Source organism: Providencia sp. CIM-Carb-044 (assembly GCF_033901115.1).
Taxonomy (GTDB): domain Bacteria; phylum Pseudomonadota; class Gammaproteobacteria; order Enterobacterales; family Enterobacteriaceae; genus Providencia; species Providencia hangzhouensis.
Map to the genome: position 1 here is coordinate 26,010 of NZ_JAXADV010000001.1, position 19,716 is coordinate 45,725.

15 protein-coding genes and 1 riboswitch are annotated in these 19,716 nt (G+C 40.5%); of the genes, 11 read left to right on the plus strand and 4 right to left on the minus strand.

All coding sequences use genetic code 11. The features are described from left to right. Positions 1-100: 100 nt before the first annotated feature. Positions 101-1,585, minus strand: coding sequence for a mannitol dehydrogenase family protein (locus tag SJ312_RS00115; protein WP_153673652.1), 1,485 nt, complete (start codon positions 1,583-1,585; stop codon positions 101-103). Between the two features lie 466 nt (positions 1,586-2,051). On the opposite strand from SJ312_RS00115, the gene SJ312_RS00120 reads away from it, so the two are divergent. From SJ312_RS00120 to SJ312_RS00135, 4 genes are all read left to right on the plus strand, one after another. Beyond that, positions 2,052-3,389, plus strand: coding sequence for an MFS transporter (locus SJ312_RS00120; RefSeq protein WP_004256715.1), 1,338 nt, complete (start codon positions 2,052-2,054; stop codon positions 3,387-3,389). 40 nt (positions 3,390-3,429) lie between these two features. Beyond that, a complete protein-coding gene (locus SJ312_RS00125; protein WP_004256714.1) occupies positions 3,430-4,173 on the plus strand; it encodes a glucosamine-6-phosphate deaminase in 744 nt (247 codons plus the stop codon). A 24-nt stretch (positions 4,174-4,197) separates the two neighbouring features. After that, positions 4,198-5,229, plus strand: coding sequence for an N-acetylglucosamine-6-phosphate deacetylase (locus tag SJ312_RS00130; RefSeq protein ID WP_096864114.1), 1,032 nt, complete (start codon positions 4,198-4,200; stop codon positions 5,227-5,229). Between the two features lie 229 nt (positions 5,230-5,458). Further along, the gene (locus SJ312_RS00135) at positions 5,459-6,634 is read left to right on the plus strand and encodes an ROK family protein (protein ID WP_165879238.1); all 1,176 of its coding nucleotides are present in this window, start codon (positions 5,459-5,461) and stop codon (positions 6,632-6,634) included. A gap of 121 nt (positions 6,635-6,755) precedes the next feature. Here SJ312_RS00135 and SJ312_RS00140 read toward each other — a convergent pair whose 3' ends face one another. Beyond that, complete coding sequence (locus SJ312_RS00140) at positions 6,756-7,574, minus strand: pyridoxal phosphatase (RefSeq protein ID WP_319866648.1); 819 nt, start codon at positions 7,572-7,574, stop codon at positions 6,756-6,758. Between the two features lie 299 nt (positions 7,575-7,873). On the opposite strand from SJ312_RS00140, the gene pgl reads away from it, so the two are divergent. After that, positions 7,874-8,860: a 6-phosphogluconolactonase gene (pgl, locus tag SJ312_RS00145; RefSeq protein ID WP_110591356.1), complete on the plus strand. Its 987-nt coding sequence runs from the start codon at positions 7,874-7,876 to the stop codon at positions 8,858-8,860. A gap of 163 nt (positions 8,861-9,023) precedes the next feature. On the opposite strand, the gene bioA is transcribed toward pgl, so the two are convergent. Next, a complete protein-coding gene (gene bioA / locus SJ312_RS00150; protein WP_319866651.1) occupies positions 9,024-10,292 on the minus strand; it encodes an adenosylmethionine--8-amino-7-oxononanoate transaminase in 1,269 nt (422 codons plus the stop codon). A gap of 93 nt (positions 10,293-10,385) precedes the next feature. On the opposite strand from bioA, the gene bioB reads away from it, so the two are divergent. From bioB to uvrB, 5 genes are all read left to right on the plus strand, one after another. Then, a complete protein-coding gene (bioB, locus tag SJ312_RS00155) occupies positions 10,386-11,423 on the plus strand; it encodes a biotin synthase BioB (protein WP_004256686.1) in 1,038 nt (345 codons plus the stop codon). Further along, entirely contained in the window at positions 11,423-12,580 is a 1,158-nt protein-coding gene (gene bioF, locus SJ312_RS00160; RefSeq protein ID WP_319866653.1) for an 8-amino-7-oxononanoate synthase, read from the plus strand. The genes bioB and bioF overlap by 1 nt, the downstream gene beginning before the upstream one ends. Beyond that, the gene (bioC, locus tag SJ312_RS00165; RefSeq protein ID WP_319866654.1) at positions 12,558-13,343 is read left to right on the plus strand and encodes a malonyl-ACP O-methyltransferase BioC; all 786 of its coding nucleotides are present in this window, start codon (positions 12,558-12,560) and stop codon (positions 13,341-13,343) included. Before bioF ends, bioC begins: the two co-directional genes overlap by 23 nt. Further along, a complete protein-coding gene (bioD, locus tag SJ312_RS00170; protein WP_272574707.1) occupies positions 13,336-14,013 on the plus strand; it encodes a dethiobiotin synthase in 678 nt (225 codons plus the stop codon). The genes bioC and bioD overlap by 8 nt, the downstream gene beginning before the upstream one ends. A gap of 627 nt (positions 14,014-14,640) precedes the next feature. Then, positions 14,641-16,659, plus strand: a complete 2,019-nt coding sequence (uvrB, locus tag SJ312_RS00175) for an excinuclease ABC subunit UvrB (protein WP_110591360.1) — start codon at positions 14,641-14,643, stop codon at positions 16,657-16,659. Positions 16,660-17,037: 378 nt separating this feature from the next. Here the strand turns inward: uvrB and SJ312_RS00180 are convergent, their stop codons facing one another. Beyond that, the gene (locus tag SJ312_RS00180) at positions 17,038-17,946 is read right to left on the minus strand and encodes a gluconeogenesis factor YvcK family protein (RefSeq protein ID WP_094962422.1); all 909 of its coding nucleotides are present in this window, start codon (positions 17,944-17,946) and stop codon (positions 17,038-17,040) included. A 657-nt stretch (positions 17,947-18,603) separates the two neighbouring features. After that, a riboswitch (molybdenum cofactor riboswitch) is annotated at positions 18,604-18,743 on the plus strand. On the opposite strand from SJ312_RS00180, the gene moaA reads away from it, so the two are divergent. Next, positions 18,733-19,713 carry a GTP 3',8-cyclase MoaA gene (gene moaA / locus SJ312_RS00185; RefSeq protein WP_094962423.1) on the plus strand — a complete coding sequence of 327 codons (981 nt, stop codon included), beginning with the start codon at positions 18,733-18,735 and terminating at the stop codon, positions 19,711-19,713. (Overlaps the previous riboswitch by 11 nt.) The last annotated feature ends 3 nt before the right edge of the window (positions 19,714-19,716 follow it).

Here is a 19,716-nt window from a genome sequence, read left to right on the forward strand (position 1 = left end):
TTCTATCCAAAAAGTAATCAATAAGAGATATCGCAGCTTACGTATAAAATACGATATCTCCTTTCATAGATTAATTTTTATGTATAAATAAAGTTAATCTCTACTTTACTGTTTGCTGTAGATAGTGCTTAACTGTTTCACGAGCGCCAACAGAGATTAGCTGCTGATAGGCTGTTTTTACATTTTTGACGATATCTTGATTTTGAGAAAACTCAAGTGGAAAGATAGCGTTAATCGCTAAAAGCCTATCAACAGCTTCCAAACCAACCCCACATAGGTGATAGATTTCAGCAAATTTATGTTGTAAAGGATCCTTAATATCTATTGCATTACCTTGCTCATCTTGTCCACTGACATATTTCATCCAGGCAGCAACTCCGAGAGCGAGAAATGCATAGTCTGAGCCGTGCTTTTGATGCCACATTATTGAGTCTAGTAAGCGTTGAGGTAATTTTTGGCTCCCATCAGCCGCAATTTGTGCAGTTTTATGTTTGATTGTCTTGTTAGAAAAACGCTTTATTAAAGTTTGTGTATATTGTAATAGGGTTGTATTGTCAGGGATGAAAAGTGTAGGTGCTTGTTCGTTTATTATTAAGCTGTACGCCGCTCTACTGTAATCAGAGTTTTGCATAGCATCGGAAATAAATTCATAGCCACCTAAGTAACCTAGATAAGCAAGAAAAGAGTGGCTTCCGTTTAGCATACGTAATTTCATCATTTCATAGGGTGTGACATCAGGCACAAATTGAGCACCGACATGCTGCCAGTCTGGTCTACCATTCACAAAATTATCTTCAATAACCCACTGGCGAAATGATTCACAAATGATGGCACATGGGTCATCTCTGCCAATTAATTGTTTAATTTCTGCATATGATTCTTGAGTCATGGCTGGGACAATTCGATCAACCATTGTACTTGGGAATGAAATGTGTTGATCAATCCATTGCGCTAGTTGTTTATCTTGTTGAGCGGCTAAACCAACAATAGCACGCCGTGCGGCCTCACCGTTTTTACGAATATTATCACAAGAAAGAATGGTAATAGGGGGTTGTTGTCGTTGAAAACGTAAACGAAGTGACGCGACGATATAACCTAAAACCGATCGTGGTTTTGTTGGGTGTGCGATGTCATGTTGTATGTTGGGGTGTGACAAATTCAACAGGTCTGTTGCAGGAGAAAGGCAATAGCCTTTTTCTGTGACCGTTAATGAAATAATTGCTGTATCAGGGGAAGCCATCTTTTCTACCACAGCATCTATGCCATCAATGCGTGGATGCATTGCTTCTTTTATCACCTTAATCGTTCTAACGGTCGATTTTTCTTCGTCTTTTTCAAGTAAAGTGTAATGGCCGTTATATTTATTTAATTGATTAATTAACACAGCTCCGCTATCGGACATCAAATTAATTTCACAATATCCCCAATTAGAGAGAAATTGTTCAAATAATAAGTGAGTGTAAAGAGCTTGATGAGCTCGATGAAATGCACCACAACCAAGGTGAACGATACGGGGAACGAGCAATGGTTTAACTTCTTGAACGGGCTGGAAAGTTTGATTATTTAAGTGAGGGGTATGTGGCATAACTCGATCCTTATAATAGAAGCAATCAATGTAGAGTAAAGACATTTCAATATGGCAAATTAAATATTAAAAAACAAATATGTTTTAAATCAATTGGCGGTTATAGAGAGATTATTTATAATCAAATATCTTTTATATTATAAATATATTTTTAATTGAGCAGGGGTTATTTTAATGATTACAATGTCTTTTTTGTTATATCTATTTGATTTTTATTGTGATGTTAATTGTTTGTTTGTATTTTTAATAAAAAATTAAAATAAAATTAAAATAAATTATTTTAAATAAAAGTATATGTTTTCTCATTGAAATATGATTTCGATCTCATTTCTAAATAATTTAAGAACGATCGTGTTCTAAATTCCGTTTAATAGTGCTAATTTCAATAGTGCGCGCTTTTTGTCCGTTTTGTTTGAACAAAACATACCTCAAATAATGTATTCCTAAAATAAATGTAGGGGGCAGTATGAGTGACACTATTTCAGAACAATTAGCTACCGATACTGCAGCTGATAAGCCAGCTGCAGATAAAAAAACGATTAGAAAAGTGATGATGGCTAGCGTGTCAGGAACGGTCATAGAGTGGTACGACTATTCATTGTATGGTGCAGCAGCAGGGCTAGTGATCAATAAACTTTACTTTCCGAATCTATCACCCACAATTGCAACATTAGCAGCGTTTCTTACCTTTGCTGTAGGCTTTATTTCACGTCCTTTAGGGGGGGTAATAATAGCTCATATAGGAGATAGATACGGGCGCAAACCAGCTCTTATTTTTGCCATTGTTTTAATGGGGATCGCAACACTCGCTCTTGGATTACTTCCGACTTATTACCACATTGGCATTTGGGCCACGATTGCATTAGTTGTAATCAGATTAATGCAAGGTTTTGGTTCAGGCGCTGAGCTAGCAGGTGCCCAAACTTTTGTTGCGGAATATGTCCCTATGAAGCAGCGGGGGTTTTATACCTCGTTAATTAATGCATCTACAGGGATCGCCATTCTATTGTCGACTGCCGCTTTTTTTGCTGTATCACAACTCCCTGATGATGCCTTTATGAGCTGGGGTTGGCGTGTTCCTTTCTTGCTATCTATCGTTTTATTTATTGTCGCTATTTATATTCGCAAGCAATTGGATGAAACCCCTGAATATGTTAAATCAGTCGAAAAAGCAGAGAAAGATAAAAAAGAGCAAAAAATTCCGATTAAAGAATTATTTATTCATAGTCGAAAAAATTTACTCTGTGGTTTTTTTAGTTTGGCGGGGCATCAAGCAAATGGTTATGTACTTAGTGTATTCAGTATTAGCTACCTCACTAATACGTTAGGAATGGAAAAATCTGATGGATTGATGGCATTAATGGTCGCTGTACTTGTTAATACAGTCATGACGCCTGTTATGGGGAAATTAACTGATAAATATGGCACAACTACAATCTTCTCATTCGGCGCTATTTTCTTAGGGGCTTTTGCGTTCCCATTATTTTGGTTCCTTGGCAGTGGTAGTTTAGTACTGGCAACTCTGGGTATGTGTATTGCTTATGGTATTGGCCATGGCGCGACATCAGGAGCTCAAGGCGCATTCTTAGCTAATCTATTCCCAACACAATATCGTTATTCAGGTATTGCACTTTCTCGTGAACTAAACAGTGTTATTTTTGCAGGCTCAACCCCAGTTATTGCAGCTGCTTTAGTTTCTGTTGGAGATGGAAAACCGACTTATGTTGTTTACTACTTGATTTTCTGCTGTGTGCTGACATTAATCGCCGTGCAAATGGCCAGAAAATTAAAACAACACCAATAAGATACAGATTAAATTTTTACTTATTTAATATGAGGTTCATATGGATATTATTGTTTCTGAAGATAAACAAATGTTAGGTAAAAAGGCCAGCCAAGCGGGAGCACTTGCGATTAAACAGGCGCTTAGTAAAAAAGCAGATGTCGCCATTATCGTCGCAACAGGAGCTAGCCAATTTGAAATGCTGGAAAATTTAATTAATGAAGATATTGATTGGTCTCGTATTACTATTTTTCATTTAGACGAGTATATTGGCCTGAATGAAGGACATCCGGCTAGTTTTCGCCGTTATTTACAAGAACGACTTGTCAATAAATTGCCATCACTGAAGCAATTTATTGGGGTAAATGGTTCTGCTGAGAATATAGAAAAAGAAATTCAGAGGCTAAATCATATTATTCGCCAGTATGACATTGATGTCTGTTTTGCAGGAATAGGAGAAAATGCACACTTAGCGTTTAATGACCCACCTGCAGACTTTAACGTGAGCTCGCCTTATCTTGTGGTTAACCTTGATGAAGCATGTAGAAAACAGCAATTGGGCGAAAAGTGGTTTGCCCATTTGAATGAAGTACCTAAGCAAGCTATTTCTATGAGTATTTCGCATATTTTAAGTTCAAAAACTTTAATACTTAGCGTACCTGACTTACGTAAATCTATTGCAGTAAAAAATACAATAGAAGGTGAAATAACCAACCAAGTTCCTGCGTCAATTATTCAACAACATCAAGATTGCCGAATATTCTTGGATAAAGATTCTGCTTCCTTGTTAACAGGGCGCTATTAAGGAAAAGTATTGAGGGATCAAACGATGAAGGTAACCAGTGGACTATTTGATATTCAGGTAAATGGTTTTGCAGGTATTGATTTTAATGATGAAAATATTACTGCAGAAGCATTAGATTATGCACTAGATAAAATGTTAAAAACAGGAGTAACATTTTGTTTACCAACGTTAATTACAGCATCGGAGTCTTCTCTTATAGAGCGTTTTCGGGCATTAGATAAGGCCGTATCGAAAAGCCATCTTGGTAAACTTATGGTTCCTGGTTACCATTTGGAGGGGCCATTTATTAATCCAGAAGTGGGGTATGCGGGATGTCATCCTCCCTGCGATATTATTAAACCAGATATTAATTTGGTTGCTAGTTTAGAAAGAAAGGTTAGCAAGCCGATACTGCTAGTGACTTATGCTCCAGAGTTTGACCGGCAATTTCAATTTGTAAAACAGTTAGTTGCCATGGGGAAGTGTGTGGCGGTAGGGCACTCTAATATCAATTTTAGCCAAATGGAGGAAGCGGCCAAAGAGGGTGTTTGCATGAGTACACACTTAGGAAATGGTATTCCTCAATATTTACATAAATTGGAAAATACGCTTCAAGCTCAATTAAGTTGCGATGCTATTGGTGCCAGTTTTATTGCTGATGGAATACATATTCCATTTCCCGCATTAAAAAATTTATTACGAACTAAGACGGTCGCTAGGTCAATTTTAGTGACAGACGCTGTCAGCGCTGCAGGTTGTAATAAAGCAGGGAATTACCAATTTGCAGCTATGTCAATTGAACGTACTGATGATGGCACCGTGCGGGTTCCCGGGGAAGCTAATTTAGCGGGGTCTAGCCTGACATTAGACCAAGCGGTACGTAATATAGTGAACAATAAGATAGCAAGCTTTGATGAAGCTATTATGATGGCGACCACTAATCCACGCCATTATTTACAGCCCGCATTGATGAGGTGTGGAATAACCCCTCCAGTATCAGCAATTACCTGGGATGACCAACTAAATATTGTAAAGAGCACTATCAATCGTGAAGTTGTGCGTGAATATACATTTTAATTACTTTAGCGTATTGTTTTAACCAGCAAAAGCCAGGCTGCCTTACCGCGTTCTGGCTTTTTTCTTTTATTAATAAGGATTGATTGACGATAGACCCTTGAGGCATACTTTATCGATAGTTATTTACCATTTTTCTGACTTGAGAAGGGGTAAGCTGTAGGTAGGTTGCCTATTCCTATTTGATGAATGGTGCAGGGACCTAGATTAAACGGCTTTATATCGAATTATTATGATATTAAAAACAACGACTGGCTTTTTATCACATTTACCGATCACTCAGTCTATTACAAATGATAAGGAACGTATTTTTTTTGCCATTTTAAATGGCCAAATCACGACACGTCGTGAAGCAGTAAAATTTCTGAATATCCGCTCAACTACCGTATCAGAACATGTTACTGAGCTTTTAGATAACCGTTTATTGACCGAAACAATCAGCCAACATTCAGGGCGAGGTCGGCCATCAATGATACTGGTAGTGAATCCTAATCGTTTAGTAACATTAGTTTTCCAAGTCATTAGTTTGTCATTACATGTTTTTGCTATCAATTTAGTTTCTAATGTCATTGCGCATGAGCAGCTTGAAGCATCACCTGAGTGTGATAGCCAAGCATTAGCCAGCAAAATTAGCCAACTTCACAAAAATATTCTGCAAAAAATACCGAGAACAGCGGAAGTTTCGGGGTGTGTCTTCTCTTTAGGGGGGTTATTTGATCGCAAAACTTATCATTGGATACATGCATCTCGTTGGCCTAGAATGAATAATTTAGATATCAAAAGTTTATTTCCCCCTGAGTATCGTGTTGTTTTATCAAGAACTTTGGACGACGAGTTAATGCTACATGTACTTGAGCGTCGCAAAAGTACGTTATTACTGCATTGGGGGTACGGTGTCGGGGTTGCCTTTAGTACCGCAGATAATTACATCAATATAGGTGGACATGCTTTTGGTGAAATAGGGCATTGGCATATCCCAGGGCAAAATAAGCCGTGTCAGTGTGGGCAAGTTGGGTGCTTAGAAACGGTTACTGCATTATGGGCAATTGGTTCAGATGTGCTTGATGGTAAATTTAAAGCCCATGATGATGAAGAAAATGTGGCAGAAATTTTGGCTACTCATGATCTAGTGAATAATGCAGCGATGCAGCAAGCTGTTTCTCATATGGCAAATGCAGCATCAAATATTTGTCGTGTATTTTTCCCTTCACGTTTAATTGTGTCGGGGCCTTTTGTGAAAAACCCGCAAATCTGGGCTGCGTTTTGTGAGAGCTTCCAACAGCAAAATCGTTTTTTTGGCCAATCATTACCGGAACTCTCAATGAGTCAGATGAGCCGAAACTCACGAATTTATGGCGCGGCCTTACCTGTATTAGAGCAAGCGTTAATCGAATTACTTACCCAATAAGTTGTATTGATTCATCAATTATGTAGAGTTTTTTCCGGTTACTGACAATCTTTAACCGAAAAGTATGGAGAGTGTCAGTAACCAGAATTGAACTAAGTTTTCTTGTTATTTCATAACCCCGTTAGAGAACGTATTTACGGATAACTTCAGCAATACCCGGCTCCGTGTTGATGCGAGTGACTAACTTGGCCTGCTGCTTAATTTCATCAACCGCATTGCCCATCGCTACACCTAAACCTGCGGTTGTCAGCATACTTAAGTCATTAAAATTGTCACCGAAAGCCACAACATCATTCATCGTCATCCCTTGGGATTCGACCCACTCTTTTAAGCGTTGGCCTTTGCTATTGCCTTTGCGGCCGACATCAACCTGATCCATCCAAGACCATTCACAGTCCAAACCAAAATCATTTTCAATTTCGCTAACGACTCGATGAAGTTGCTCCGTATTTGGCGAGCTAACAGCAAATTTCCAAATAGAATCATAGTTATGCATCACATCAGCGTAATCTTCAACAAATTCAATGGTTGGGCGCTGTGCAACAGGTAAGGATTCGGCCCAATTCAATGTACGCTTAATGCCTTCTGTTTGTGCGTTATAGAGCATTGCATTATCAACATACATTAAATGCTGAATATCTGTTCCACGCAGTTTGTCTATCATTTGTGTGACAGAATTGAGGGTCATAGGATCTGATTTTAGAACTTTTTTGCCTAAATAGTCGTATAGGTAGGTTCCATTACAACAAATGGCTGGAGTATCGAGATCTAAAGTTTGATAAAACGGATGAATCGCAACATGATGGCGGCCTGTGACAATGATCACTTTGACGCCTTGGCGGCGTGCTTCTTGTAAGGCTGCTAAAGATTCAGGCAGAATTTTCTTTTGGTGATCAAGCAGTGTTCCATCAAGATCGAGCGCAATAACGCGGTATGACATAAACGGCTCCACGTGATTTAGTTGTTACCTATCTTACTAAAGGGGTAGAGATAGGGAGATGATGAATTTAACGAATAATGAGAAATTATTGCTATAAAAATAGTCAACTTGATATGTTTTATCATCATAACGTTAACTGAACCGTTTTAGTATCATTATTATTTGTTCTTGGTACGATATGTAACAGCCGCGTCAGTGCTATTTACCCAGTGTAATTTGCATAATATAAAGTATAGTGAAGCCAATATAGTGGATTATAGATGCGGTTTTGTATTTTTATCATGAATTAAGGAGTCAGGATGAATCAGGTTGTTTATATTGCGAGCCCCGAGAGTCAGCAAATTCACGTGTGGTCGATGAATGAGGTTGGGGAGCTTACTCTTCTGCAAACGGTAAAAACACCGGGTCAAGTGCAACCTATGGTATTCAGCCATGATAAAAAACACCTTTATATTGGTGTGCGCCCGAATTTCCGTGTCGTAACCTATGAAATTGAAGAGAAAGGGTTACTACGTTTAAAAGCGGAGACATCAATTCCAGGTACACCGGTTCATTTATCCCTTGATAATAATGGCAAATATCTATTTGTTCCTTCATATCATCAACATAACTTGTCAGTGTTAACCATTAATGAAGAAGGCGTCCCAGATCGCGTTGTTCAAGTGATTGAAGGCTTGCGTAATCCACATTCTTCCCATGTTGATGTTGATAACCAACAGCTTTGGGTTCCTTGTTTAGGCGAAGACCATATCCGTTTATTCGATTTACATGAAAATGGTTATTTAACCGAAGCAACCGCAGATCAAATTACCACAGCTGAGAAATCCGGCCCCCGTCATCTGGCTTTCCATCCTACTGAAAAAGTCATTTATTGTGTGAATGAGTTAGACTCAACGGTAGGCGTGTATCGTAAATTTACTCGCTATCGTAACATGCAAACTTTGGCAAATTACCCATTAGGTAACGAAAGTCAGCGCTGGGCTGCAGATATCCACATTACGCCAGATGGCCGCCATTTGTATGTTAGTGAACGTTCTGAAAGTTACCTCAGCCACTATCTGGTTTCTGATGACGGTTGCGAGCTAACATTAGAAGCACGTTACCCAACAGAGACGCACCCAAGAGGCTTTAATATTGATGTGACAGGGCGTTTTTTAATTTCGAGTGGGCAAAAATCAGACCATATTTCAGTTTCTGAAATTGACCCGATTACAGGGAAATTGACACAAATAGGACGGTATATGGTCGGGAAAGGTCCTATGTGGGTTATTTCAGTCATCCTTTGAGCCGTAACTGTGTTGGCTACGTTTACTAACCCTAGTCACATACTGGTGTATGCTCCTAGGGCTTAGTTTCACTTGCCGCCTTGTTACAGCTCAAATGATTTATGAAATACTCTAGATTAAAAATTCAGTAAGAATCACTTCGATTACCATTGAATTTATTGTGCTATCCCAACACTTTTGCCATTGCATTTGTTACTTTACTGAGTTGCTCGGGGGTGATGATATACGGTGGCATAACATAAATAAGTTTGCCGAATGGGCGAACCCAAACACCATTTTCCACGAATACTTTTTGTAAAGCGGCTGTATTGACTGGCTGCTTCATTTCAATCACGCCAATTGCACCAAGAGCACGTACATCTGCAACACTAGGGTGGGATATTAAAGGCATCAGTTCAGCCTTAAGTTGTTGTTCGATAGTGGCAATTATTTTCTGCCAAGGACTATTGAGTAACAAACTCAGGCTGGCATCCGCCACCGCACAGGCAAGAGGGTTACCCATAAAGGTTGGTCCATGCATAAAGCAACCTGCTTCACCATTGCTAATGGTTTCTGCCACATGGCGAGTTGTGAGAGTGGCAGAAAGTGTCATATAGCCCCCAGTTAGTGCTTTACCTAAACACATAATATCGGGTGATATATCAGCATGATGGCAAGCAAACAATTTACCCGTACGACCAAAACCAGTCGCAATTTCATCAGCGATCAACAGTAGACCATATTGATCACACAAATGGCGGACTCCCTTTAAATATTCAGGGTGATAGATACGCATTCCACCAGCCCCTTGAACGATCGGTTCAAGGATGATCGCCGCAATTTTATCGCTATTTTCGGCAAGTTGAACTTCAAGAGGATGCAAATCGGCGCTGTCCCATTCGTCGTAAAAACCGCATTGAGGGGCTTCCACAAAAATATGCGGAGGTAAATACCCCTTATACAGGCCATGCATTGAATTATCTGGGTCACAAACGGCCATCGCACCGAAAGTATCACCATGATATCCATGGCGTAATGTCAGGATGCGCTGACGCTTTTCCCCTTTTGCTTGCCAATATTGCAATGCCATTTTCAGAGCAACTTCAACTGCCACGGAGCCTGAGTCAGCGAGAAACACACATTCCAGCGGCTCTGGTGTGATAGCAACCAACTGTTTACATAGATTCACTGCGGGTGGGTGCGTAATCCCGCCAAACATCACATGGGACATTTTCGCTAATTGCGTTGTTACCGCTTGGTTTAATACAGGATGATTGTAACCATGAATGGTTGCCCACCATGAAGACATACCATCAATTAATTTTTTCCCATCGGCCATGATTAGCTCGGCTCCATGGGCTTCAACAATCGGATAAGCCGGAATTGGCTGGCTCATCGAGGTATAAGGGTGCCAAATATGTTTGGCATCAAACTGAATATCTACGTTATCCATTTGCTATCATCGTCAACTTTTTTAGATCATTTTAGTTGACATGATAATCGCAATATTTAAACTGGCAACAACTTTTTCAACTGGAGAGTTTCCGTGAGCCAATTAAAACAGTGGACAATAAAACAAGCTAATGAACTGTTTTCAATGCCTTTTTTTGAATTATTATTTCAGGCACAGCAAATTCATCGCCAACATTTCGACCCCCAGCAAGTGCAAGTCAGTACTTTGCTATCGATTAAAACTGGGGCTTGCCCAGAAGATTGTAAGTATTGTGCGCAAAGCGCGCGCTATAAAACAGGACTAGAAACTGAAAAACTAATGGAAGTTCAGCAAGTTCTGGAGTCTGCGAAAAAAGCTAAGCAAGCAGGTTCAACGCGTTTTTGTATGGGCGCGGCATGGCGGAATCCGAAAGAACGCGATATGCCTTATCTTGAAATGATGGTAAAAGAAGTGAAGTTATTAGGGATGGAAACCTGTATGACTTTAGGGATGATTGATAACTCTCAAGCTCAACGCTTAGCAGAAGCCGGGTTAGATTATTATAATCATAACCTTGATACCTCTCCTGAATACTATGGCAATATTATTACGACTCGCAGTTATCAAGACCGCTTAAATACACTCGAAAATGTCCGAGACGCAGGGATCAAAGTCTGCTCTGGTGGGATTTTAGGCTTAGGCGAAAAAGTCAGTGACCGAGCGGCCTTATTGGTGCAATTGGCAAATTTACCTAAACCGCCAGAAAGTGTGCCGATCAACATGTTGATGAAGGTTGAAGGAACCCCGATGGCAGATAACGAAGATGTCGATGCGTTTGATTTTATTCGTACTATTGCCGTTGCACGTATCATGATGCCAACGTCATACGTTAGGCTGTCGGCAGGCCGTGAATACATGAATGAGCAAACTCAGGCATTATGTTTTATGGCCGGTGCGAACTCAGTATTCTATGGGTGTAAATTATTAACGACGCCAAATCCTGATGAAAACAAAGATTTAGCACTATTTAGAAAACTGGATATTAACCCTGAGCGAATTGAAACTGGCGAAGGGGATAACCATCAAGCCGCTAAGTTAGCCGAAACGTTGTTAACCGCCGATAACCCTCAATTTTATAACGCAGCAGTATAATGACTTGGCAATCATTTATACAAAACCAGATAGAGCAGCGTAAGCAGGCTTCTATCTGGCGTCAACGGCAGTGTATTGATAGTGCCAATGGTCGTTCGCTTTTTCTGGCTGGAAAAGAATTTCTTAATTTCTCATCCAATGATTATTTGGGATTAGCCCATCATCCTCAAGTGGTTGCCGCGTGGCAACGTGGGGCTGATGAATATGGTGTGGGTAGTGGAGGATCGGGCCATATTACAGGGTTCACCAAAGCACATGATAAATTAGAGCAAGCTCTCGCTGATTGGCTCGGCTATCCAAAAGCCTTATTGTTTATTTCAGGTTTTGCCGCGAACCATGCGGTGATCACGGCATTAATGACGGCAAATGATCGTATTTTAGCGGATAAACTTAGCCATGCATCAATAATGGAGGCCTCGATTCATTCAGGGGCTCAATTAAGGCGCTTTAAGCATAATAACCCTCTATCACTTGATAACTTAATTCAAAAACCGGTTTCGGGAAAAACGCTTGTCGTCACAGAAGGCGTTTTTAGTATGGATGGCGATAGTGCTCCACTTCAACAATTGCAGGAAATCGCTAGAAATCAGCATGCTTGGCTGATGGTTGATGATGCACACGGTATTGGTGTTATCGGAGAACAAGGCCGTGGTAGTTGCTTCGCGAATGGGGTTAAACCTGAAATTTTAGTCGTGACATTTGGTAAAGCGTTTGGTTTAAGCGGCGCAGCGGTATTGTGTGATGAGTCAACGGCTGAATTTTTTGTCCAATCCGCACGCCATTTAATTTATAGCACTTCAATGCCTCCGGCTCAGGCTGTCGCGCTTCTAGCGGCAGTTGAGCAAATTCAGCTCGCAGATCAAGCACGAGAAGACCTTAACCAACATATTGCGTATTTTAGAAATAATGCTGATTTTAATGGCATGCAGCTGGCTAATTCAATGACGGCTATTCAACCATTAATTATCGGGGAAAACCAAGCTAGCCAACAGTTAGCCAATTTCTTACGCAAAAAAAATATTTGGGTGCAAGCGATCAGGCCGCCAACGGTTCCGACTGGGAGTGCTAGGTTACGAGTCACATTAAGCGCTGCGCATCAACGTCAAGATATCGATCAATTATTGGAGGCTTTACATGACTTTATCGCTCAGTCGTGAAAAGCATAAAATTGCAGCGGCATTTGGCCGTGCGGCTAAAAGTTATGACTCAGTGGCAAGTTATCAACGATCAACAGGAACACAACTGCTTGGTCAACTGACTTCAGTCTTAAACAGTTCAGAAATCACAGCACCATTACATATTTTAGATGCAGGGTGCGGTACGGGGTATTTTAGCCATAAACTGAAAAATCAAGGACATCACATCACGGCTTTAGATCTTTCTGCTGGTATGCTCGAAATGGCGCAAACGAAAGCTGTGGCTGATCATTATTTATGTGCTGATATAGAATCCATTCCGTTAGATTCACAAACCTTTGATGTGGTTTTTTCCAATTTATCGGTCCAATGGTGCCAAGATCTCAGCAAAGCATTAAGTGAATTATATCGAGTGACAAAACCGGGGGGAGTTGTGGTGTTCACCACACTTGCAGAGCATTCTCTCGCAGAATTGTCTTCAGCTTGGCATTCACTTGACGGCTATTCACATGTGAATTCCTTTCTCAGTGTTCAGCAGATACAAAATAGTTGTCAGTCATGGAGACATAAACTTATTTTTCAGAAGGATACCGTCTATTTTCCTGAATTAATAGCGTTGCTTCATTCATTGAAAGGCATTGGAGCGACACATTTGACTGCTGGGCGTAAAGCAGGGTTAATGACCCGCCAGCATTTGCAGCAACTTGCTTTGCTCTATCCAATGACAGAGCAAGGCTTACCTCTAACTTATCATACGGTGTTTGGAGCGATTTACCGTGACTAAAATGTACTTTGTAACAGGAACGGATACAGAAGTAGGGAAAACCGTTGTAAGTTGTGCTTTATTGCAAGCTGCGGGTTATCAAGGTTTGAATACGGTGGGCTATAAGCCTGTCGCATCTGGGAGTGAGCTCACGGCGGATGGCCTACGTAATAGCGATGCGTTGTTATTACAAGCCAATAGTCGAGTAAAATTACCCTATGAGGCGATTAACCCTATTGTATTTGAAGCGCCAACTTCACCGCACATTATCAGTGAGAAATTAAATCAACCCATTGAATTTTCAGTGATAAATAAAGGATTGGTTTATTTGAAGTCCCAAGCGGATTGGTTATTAGTCGAGGGGGCTGGTGGATGGTATACTCCGTTATCTGTAGAAAAAACTTATGCAGATTGGGTGATTGAACAGCAACTCCCCGTTATTTTAGTTGTTGGTGTTAAGTTAGGCTGTATAAACCATGCATTGTTAACCATGGAATCTATCGAAGCTGCAGGTTTACCCGTAGCCGGCTGGGTTGCCAATGAAGTTGAACCCGCAGGTATTTTCCAAGAGCAATATTTGTCAACACTTAACCGAATGATCAAAGTACCTTGTTTAGGGGTGATCCCACACCAAAAAACACTCAACGGTAAATTAGGAAGCTATTTGGATCTTTCTTTATTAACTATTTGATTATATAAAAATATCAATACTTTTCCCCAAGCCACACTCAATGCTTGGGGCTGATCAATTGTTATATAGGGAGCCGATCTTTTTTAACGTTCTCAACTAAAATACTGTCAAGTATTTCAGTAAAAATACCACTCAGATCTTAATAAAAAATATAAAATCTGTTTTTCATAGCAGTTACTACTTAAAAATTTTTTCATTAAACTGCCATCTTTTTGTCATTTTGCCTCCATTGAGCAAATCTTAGAGATCCTGTGAATCCATGAGCTCTAAGGGCTTCAAGAGTTATCCACCATTTCTGTGGATAACCTTGTGTATTAACGTTATAAAACAAGTTCTACGCTAGGTGACAAGCGGCTTTGGGTTTATTTGATGTGATTCTGGACTTTAAATTAATCTATAATAAATACAAATGGTTAAATAAAATCAAGCCTTCAATTTATATTTGAGGTATGGCATAAAAATGCAATAGCATAAAATATAAAGTTTCAAAAAGGTCAAGTACTTTTTTGGGGATAACATTTTTATAAACATATCAGAGCGGAGATTAACAGAAAATTTAGCTTCAATACTTGAAGCTGGTTTTTTATCCAGTATCATATTGGAAGAAACTTGTTAAGGGGCGTTAATATGAGTAAGGATTTTAAGCTGTATTCTGATTTTCAGCCGGGAGGGGACCAACCCGAAGCTATCCATAAATTAAGGGAAGGGCTACAAGATGGACTTGCTCATCAAACTCTATTAGGCGTAACGGGGTCCGGTAAAACGTTCACTATTGCCAACGTCATTGCGCAAGAGAACCGGCCAACCATGCTAATGGCGCATAATAAAACCTTAGCGGCACAGCTTTATAGTGAAATGAAAGCCTTCTTCCCAGATAACGCCGTGGAATATTTCGTTTCTTACTATGACTATTATCAGCCTGAAGCTTACGTCCCAAGCTCAGATACTTTCATTGAAAAAGACGCCTCTGTAAACGAACATATTGAGCAAATGCGTCTATCTGCGACTAAGGCCTTACTCGAACGCCGCGATGTAATTGTGGTGGCTTCTGTGTCAGCTATTTATGGTTTGGGTGACCCTGACAGCTATTTAAAAATGATGTTGCACCTAACGGATGGCATGATCATCGACCAGCGCTCAATTTTAAGGCGTTTAGCGGACTTACAATATACGCGTAATGACCAAGCCTTCACGCGAGGGACTTTCCGTGTTCGCGGCGAAGTTATCGATATTTTCCCAGCGGAATCAGACGAATATGCCTTACGCGTTGAGCTATTTGATGACGAAGTTGAACGGTTATCATTATTTGACCCATTGACAGGTCAAATACAACATCGTGTTCCTCGCTTTACCGTTTATCCAAAAACGCACTATGTCACACCGAGAGAACGTATCCTTGAAGCAATGGAACAAATTAAGATTGAATTAGCGGATAGGCGAAAAGTATTACTGGAAAACAATAAACTACTTGAAGAACAGCGTATTACCCAACGAACACAATTCGACTTAGAAATGATGAATGAGCTCGGTTATTGTTCAGGTATCGAAAACTATTCGCGCTACTTATCGGGTCGTGCGCCCGGTGAACCACCTCCGACATTATTCGATTACTTGCCTGCAGATGGCTTGCTAGTGGTAGATGAGTCTCACGTTACCATCCCACAAATAGGCGCGATGTACAAAGGGGACCGCTCAAGAAAAGAGACCTTAGTTGAATATGGTTTTCGTCTTCCTTCTGCATTAGATAACCGGCCAATGCGTTTTGAAGAATTCGAAGCTTTAGCGCCGCAAACTATTTATGTTTCAGCAACACCGGGTAACTATGAGCTTGATAAATCAGGCAATGAGGTGATTGAGCAAGTTGTTAGGCCTACAGGCCTACTTGACCCGATAATTGAAGTTCGCCCAGTTTCTACCCAAGTAGATGATTTACTGTCTGAAATTCGTATACGTGTGCAGAAAAATGAACGTGTGTTAGTCACCACATTAACTAAACGTATGGCCGAGGATTTAACGGAATATCTCGAAGAACACGGGGAGCGAGTTCGTTATCTTCACTCAGATATCGATACAGTCGAGCGCGTGGAAATTATTCGCGACTTGCGGCTTGGTGAGTTTGATGTGCTGGTTGGGATCAACTTATTAAGAGAAGGCTTGGATATGCCAGAGGTATCTCTGGTGGCTATTTTAGACGCGGATAAAGAAGGTTTCTTGCGTTCGGAACGTTCGCTTATTCAAACCATAGGGCGTGCGGCTCGTAACTTAAATGGTAAGGCAATCCTCTATGGAGACAGGATCACCAACTCCATGCAAAAAGCGATTGCAGAAACAGAGCGTCGCCGTGCTAAACAAATGGCGTTCAACGAAGAACATGGCATCGTTCCACAAGGGTTGAATAAGAAAATCGGTGATATTCTGCAAATTGGCCACAAAGTGGGTGGCAAAGGAAAAAGCCGCACGAAAGACAATACCAAAAATAATAATTCGGTTGATATTCAATCAATGTCAACAAAAGAATTGGAGCAACGGATTTCGCAACTTGAAGCGCAAATGTATAAGCATGCTCAAGATCTTGAATTTGAAGCGGCTGCGCGAGTCAGAGACGAATTGCAGGAGATACGCTCCCAGTTTATCGCTAATTCCTAATTTTCATCATTTTCTTCATACTTCGCGTTGTGGGGGTGTTGGCTTCGTTCAGTCACTCGGGTCACATATTTATGTATGCTCCCCGAGCTGCCTTTATTTTCTTCATACTTCACGCTGTGGGGGTGTTGGCTGCGTTTAGTCACTCGGGTCACATATTTATGTATGCTCCCCGAGCTGCTTTTATTTTCTTCATACTTCGCGTTGTGGGGGTGTTGGCTTCGTTCAGTCACTCGGGTCACATACTTTATGTATGCTCCCCGAGCTGCCTTCACTTGCCGCCTACCCACAACGCAAAGTATTTTGAAAATGGGTATTGTAACAATAAGGTTGGAAGAGTTTTCCGCTGCGGGTATTTAGCAGCGGAATGGCGGTTGGGGATTATAACAAGTTGATGGTTTCTTCGATGGCTTGCAGTAACAGCTTTCTATCATGGCGATACGGAATATCGTCAGCTTCGAGTACCCGTTGGATTATTTTGCGGTCAGGGCTGATATTATTGGTTTGTGTGCGTGGGCCAAGGATTAACGCATCAATTTTTTGGCAGCCAATATACTGTTCCATCATTTTTAGTTTGTCAGGTAAAGACAGGTTTGCAGCAGGGGAGCTAATTTCTTTCGCTAAATTGCCAATATAAATCATCGGGGCTTTACATTCGCGTAGTGCAGCCGCAATTTCATCCAAAAGTAATAATGGCATTAAACTAGTAAAAAAACTGCCAGGGCCGATAATAATTAAGTCTGCTTGGTGGATAGCCTGCAAGGCTTCTTTAGTTGCCTTGACTGTTGGATACAAACGTAACTCTTGTGGGATTTCATGTAAGGCATCAACATTCACCTCACCGTACACTTCATTACCCATTTCATCGACAGCCATTAAATCAACAGGAGATTCCGACATCGGGATCAACTGCGCATCGACTTTTAGCATATTACGGATAAGATTTATGGCTTCTAGTGGGCGCACACTTAAGTGATCTAATGATTTTAACATTAAATTACCTAAATTATGGCCTGAAAGCTCACCATTTCCGCTAAAACGGTATTCAAACATCGCTGAAGCAATGGACGGCTCAGTAATTAGCTGATTTAAACAGTTACGCATGTCTCCCCAAGCTATCCCACCTTCAGAGCGACGAATACGACCAGTCGAGCCCCCATTATCGGTTGTGGTGACAATACCCGTTAAACGAGAACCTAAAGAAGAAAGTGAAGACATCACGCGACCAAGCCCATGGCCGCCACCTAAAGCGACAACATGTTTGAGATCCGCCAGACTACAATTCGGCATAGTGTTCCTATATCAGTTAATTTTCAGTACTTATAAAAGCAAGTAAACCAGCGAGTTACGAAATACGTTTTTTACGCTAATGCCCGTTTTATGGCGACTAAAATAAATTGGGCGTTAATCTACCATAAAACATCATTCTTGGCTTAAGTACCGTGACAAAAAACAATAAAAGAGACGATTCTGTATTGGTGTGTAATTCCAAGGTATCTTCATCTGTCGCCTAATCACAACTAACAACGCAAATTATTTAGCGTTTTGATTAATGAATTCTGTGCTTCACTATTTATTTTTAATTGATATGCCAATTATTCAATTTGAAATATCGGTTTTGATAAGCGTTAAGTGCTGATATTTATAACGTAAACAATCAGATGGGGAGCTTGCTCCCCATTTTAGATCTATATCAATAAATGTTTAATTAAATAGTTAGAGATGTTAATCAATTAGTATGAAATTATACGGTTTGAAACCACTCAAAATGGAAAATTGTCATTGATAATAATAGCTTCGGTGATTCAACTATGTCTTTTGTAAGTCGTTGTATATAATGATATATATCGAATTGCAATTCGCTTTTTCAATTTCTATCGGCTAGAATCCTTACATAAATTAAGTGAACAGAGTGACGCATTTTGCAGTTTAAAATCAGTGACTCGGTTCCAGATAAAACTCCTAGCCTTTGCGTCTAAGTTTGAACGACTGAATATGATGCACTGGCCGTGGCCTAGAGCCACCAGGGTGCAAGATAGAAATGTCTGCATCTCCCGTACTTGGAAAGGTGTGATTATGCAGCAACTTGTCGATCAATTTGACCGGAAATTTTATTATCTTCGGCTTTCTATAACAGATGTTTGCAACTTTCGTTGCACATACTGCCTACCCGATGGCTACAAGCCAAGCGGTCGCCATGAATTCTTAACATTAGATGAAATTCGTCGTATCAGTACGGCATTTGCAGAATTAGGCACAGAAAAAGTGCGTATTACGGGCGGTGAGCCGACTATGCGCAAAGATTTCAGTGATATTATTGCTGCCATCAATGAAAATGAATCAATCAAAAAAATAGCCGTAACAACCAACGGCTACCGTATGGCGCGAGATGTGCATGAATGGAAAGCCGCAGGGTTGAACGCGATCAATGTGAGCGTTGACAGCTTAGATCCACGCCAATTTGCGGCCATCACAGGGCAAGATAAATTCTTTCAGGTGATGAAAGGCATTGATGCCGCCTTTGAAGCAGGCTTCGAAAAAGTAAAAGTCAATGCAGTGCTCATGAAAAATGTCAATGATATTGCGTTGAAGTCATTCCTAAATTGGATCAAGCACCGACCAATTCAATTACGTTTTATTGAACTCATGGAAACCGGTGATGGAAGTGATATCTTCCAACGCTTTCATATTTCAGGCGAAACTATTCGCGAACGTTTAATCGAAGAAGGCTGGTATATGCTTCCTCGTTCTCGTAGTGATGGGCCAGCTCAAGTCTTTAGTCATCCAGATTACCAAGGCGAAATTGGGCTTATCATGCCTTACGAAAAAGATTTTTGCCAAAGCTGTAACCGCTTACGTGTTTCCTCACTAGGAAATCTCCATTTATGTTTATTTGGTGAAAATGGTATTCCACTTCGTGATTTATTGGGCGCAGATGACCAAAACGAAGCGTTAAAAGCGCGTATTCAACGGGGCTTACACCATAAACGAGAAACCCATTTTCTGCATATGGGCGATAGCGGAATTACACCAAATTTATCCGTAATCGGCGGTTAACTC

What these genes read in the sequence shown, in the direction of transcription:
- SJ312_RS00115 (WP_153673652.1), bottom strand. Translation starts at nt 1,585, where the DNA reads ATGCCACATACCCCTCACTTAAATAATCAAACTTTCCAGCCCGTTCAA.
- SJ312_RS00120 (WP_004256715.1), top strand. Translation starts at nt 2,052, where the DNA reads ATGAGTGACACTATTTCAGAACAATTAGCTACCGATACTGCAGCTGAT.
- SJ312_RS00125 (WP_004256714.1), top strand. Translation starts at nt 3,430, where the DNA reads ATGGATATTATTGTTTCTGAAGATAAACAAATGTTAGGTAAAAAGGCC.
- SJ312_RS00130 (WP_096864114.1), top strand. Translation starts at nt 4,198, where the DNA reads ATGAAGGTAACCAGTGGACTATTTGATATTCAGGTAAATGGTTTTGCA.
- SJ312_RS00135 (WP_165879238.1), top strand. Translation starts at nt 5,459, where the DNA reads ATGATATTAAAAACAACGACTGGCTTTTTATCACATTTACCGATCACT.
- SJ312_RS00140 (WP_319866648.1), bottom strand. Translation starts at nt 7,574, where the DNA reads ATGTCATACCGCGTTATTGCGCTCGATCTTGATGGAACACTGCTTGAT.
- pgl (WP_110591356.1), top strand. Translation starts at nt 7,874, where the DNA reads ATGAATCAGGTTGTTTATATTGCGAGCCCCGAGAGTCAGCAAATTCAC.
- bioA (WP_319866651.1), bottom strand. Translation starts at nt 10,292, where the DNA reads ATGGATAACGTAGATATTCAGTTTGATGCCAAACATATTTGGCACCCT.
- bioF (WP_319866653.1), top strand. Translation starts at nt 11,423, where the DNA reads ATGACTTGGCAATCATTTATACAAAACCAGATAGAGCAGCGTAAGCAG.
- bioC (WP_319866654.1), top strand. Translation starts at nt 12,558, where the DNA reads ATGACTTTATCGCTCAGTCGTGAAAAGCATAAAATTGCAGCGGCATTT.
- uvrB (WP_110591360.1), top strand. Translation starts at nt 14,641, where the DNA reads ATGAGTAAGGATTTTAAGCTGTATTCTGATTTTCAGCCGGGAGGGGAC.
- SJ312_RS00180 (WP_094962422.1), bottom strand. Translation starts at nt 17,946, where the DNA reads ATGCCGAATTGTAGTCTGGCGGATCTCAAACATGTTGTCGCTTTAGGT.
- moaA (WP_094962423.1), top strand. Translation starts at nt 18,733, where the DNA reads ATGCAGCAACTTGTCGATCAATTTGACCGGAAATTTTATTATCTTCGG.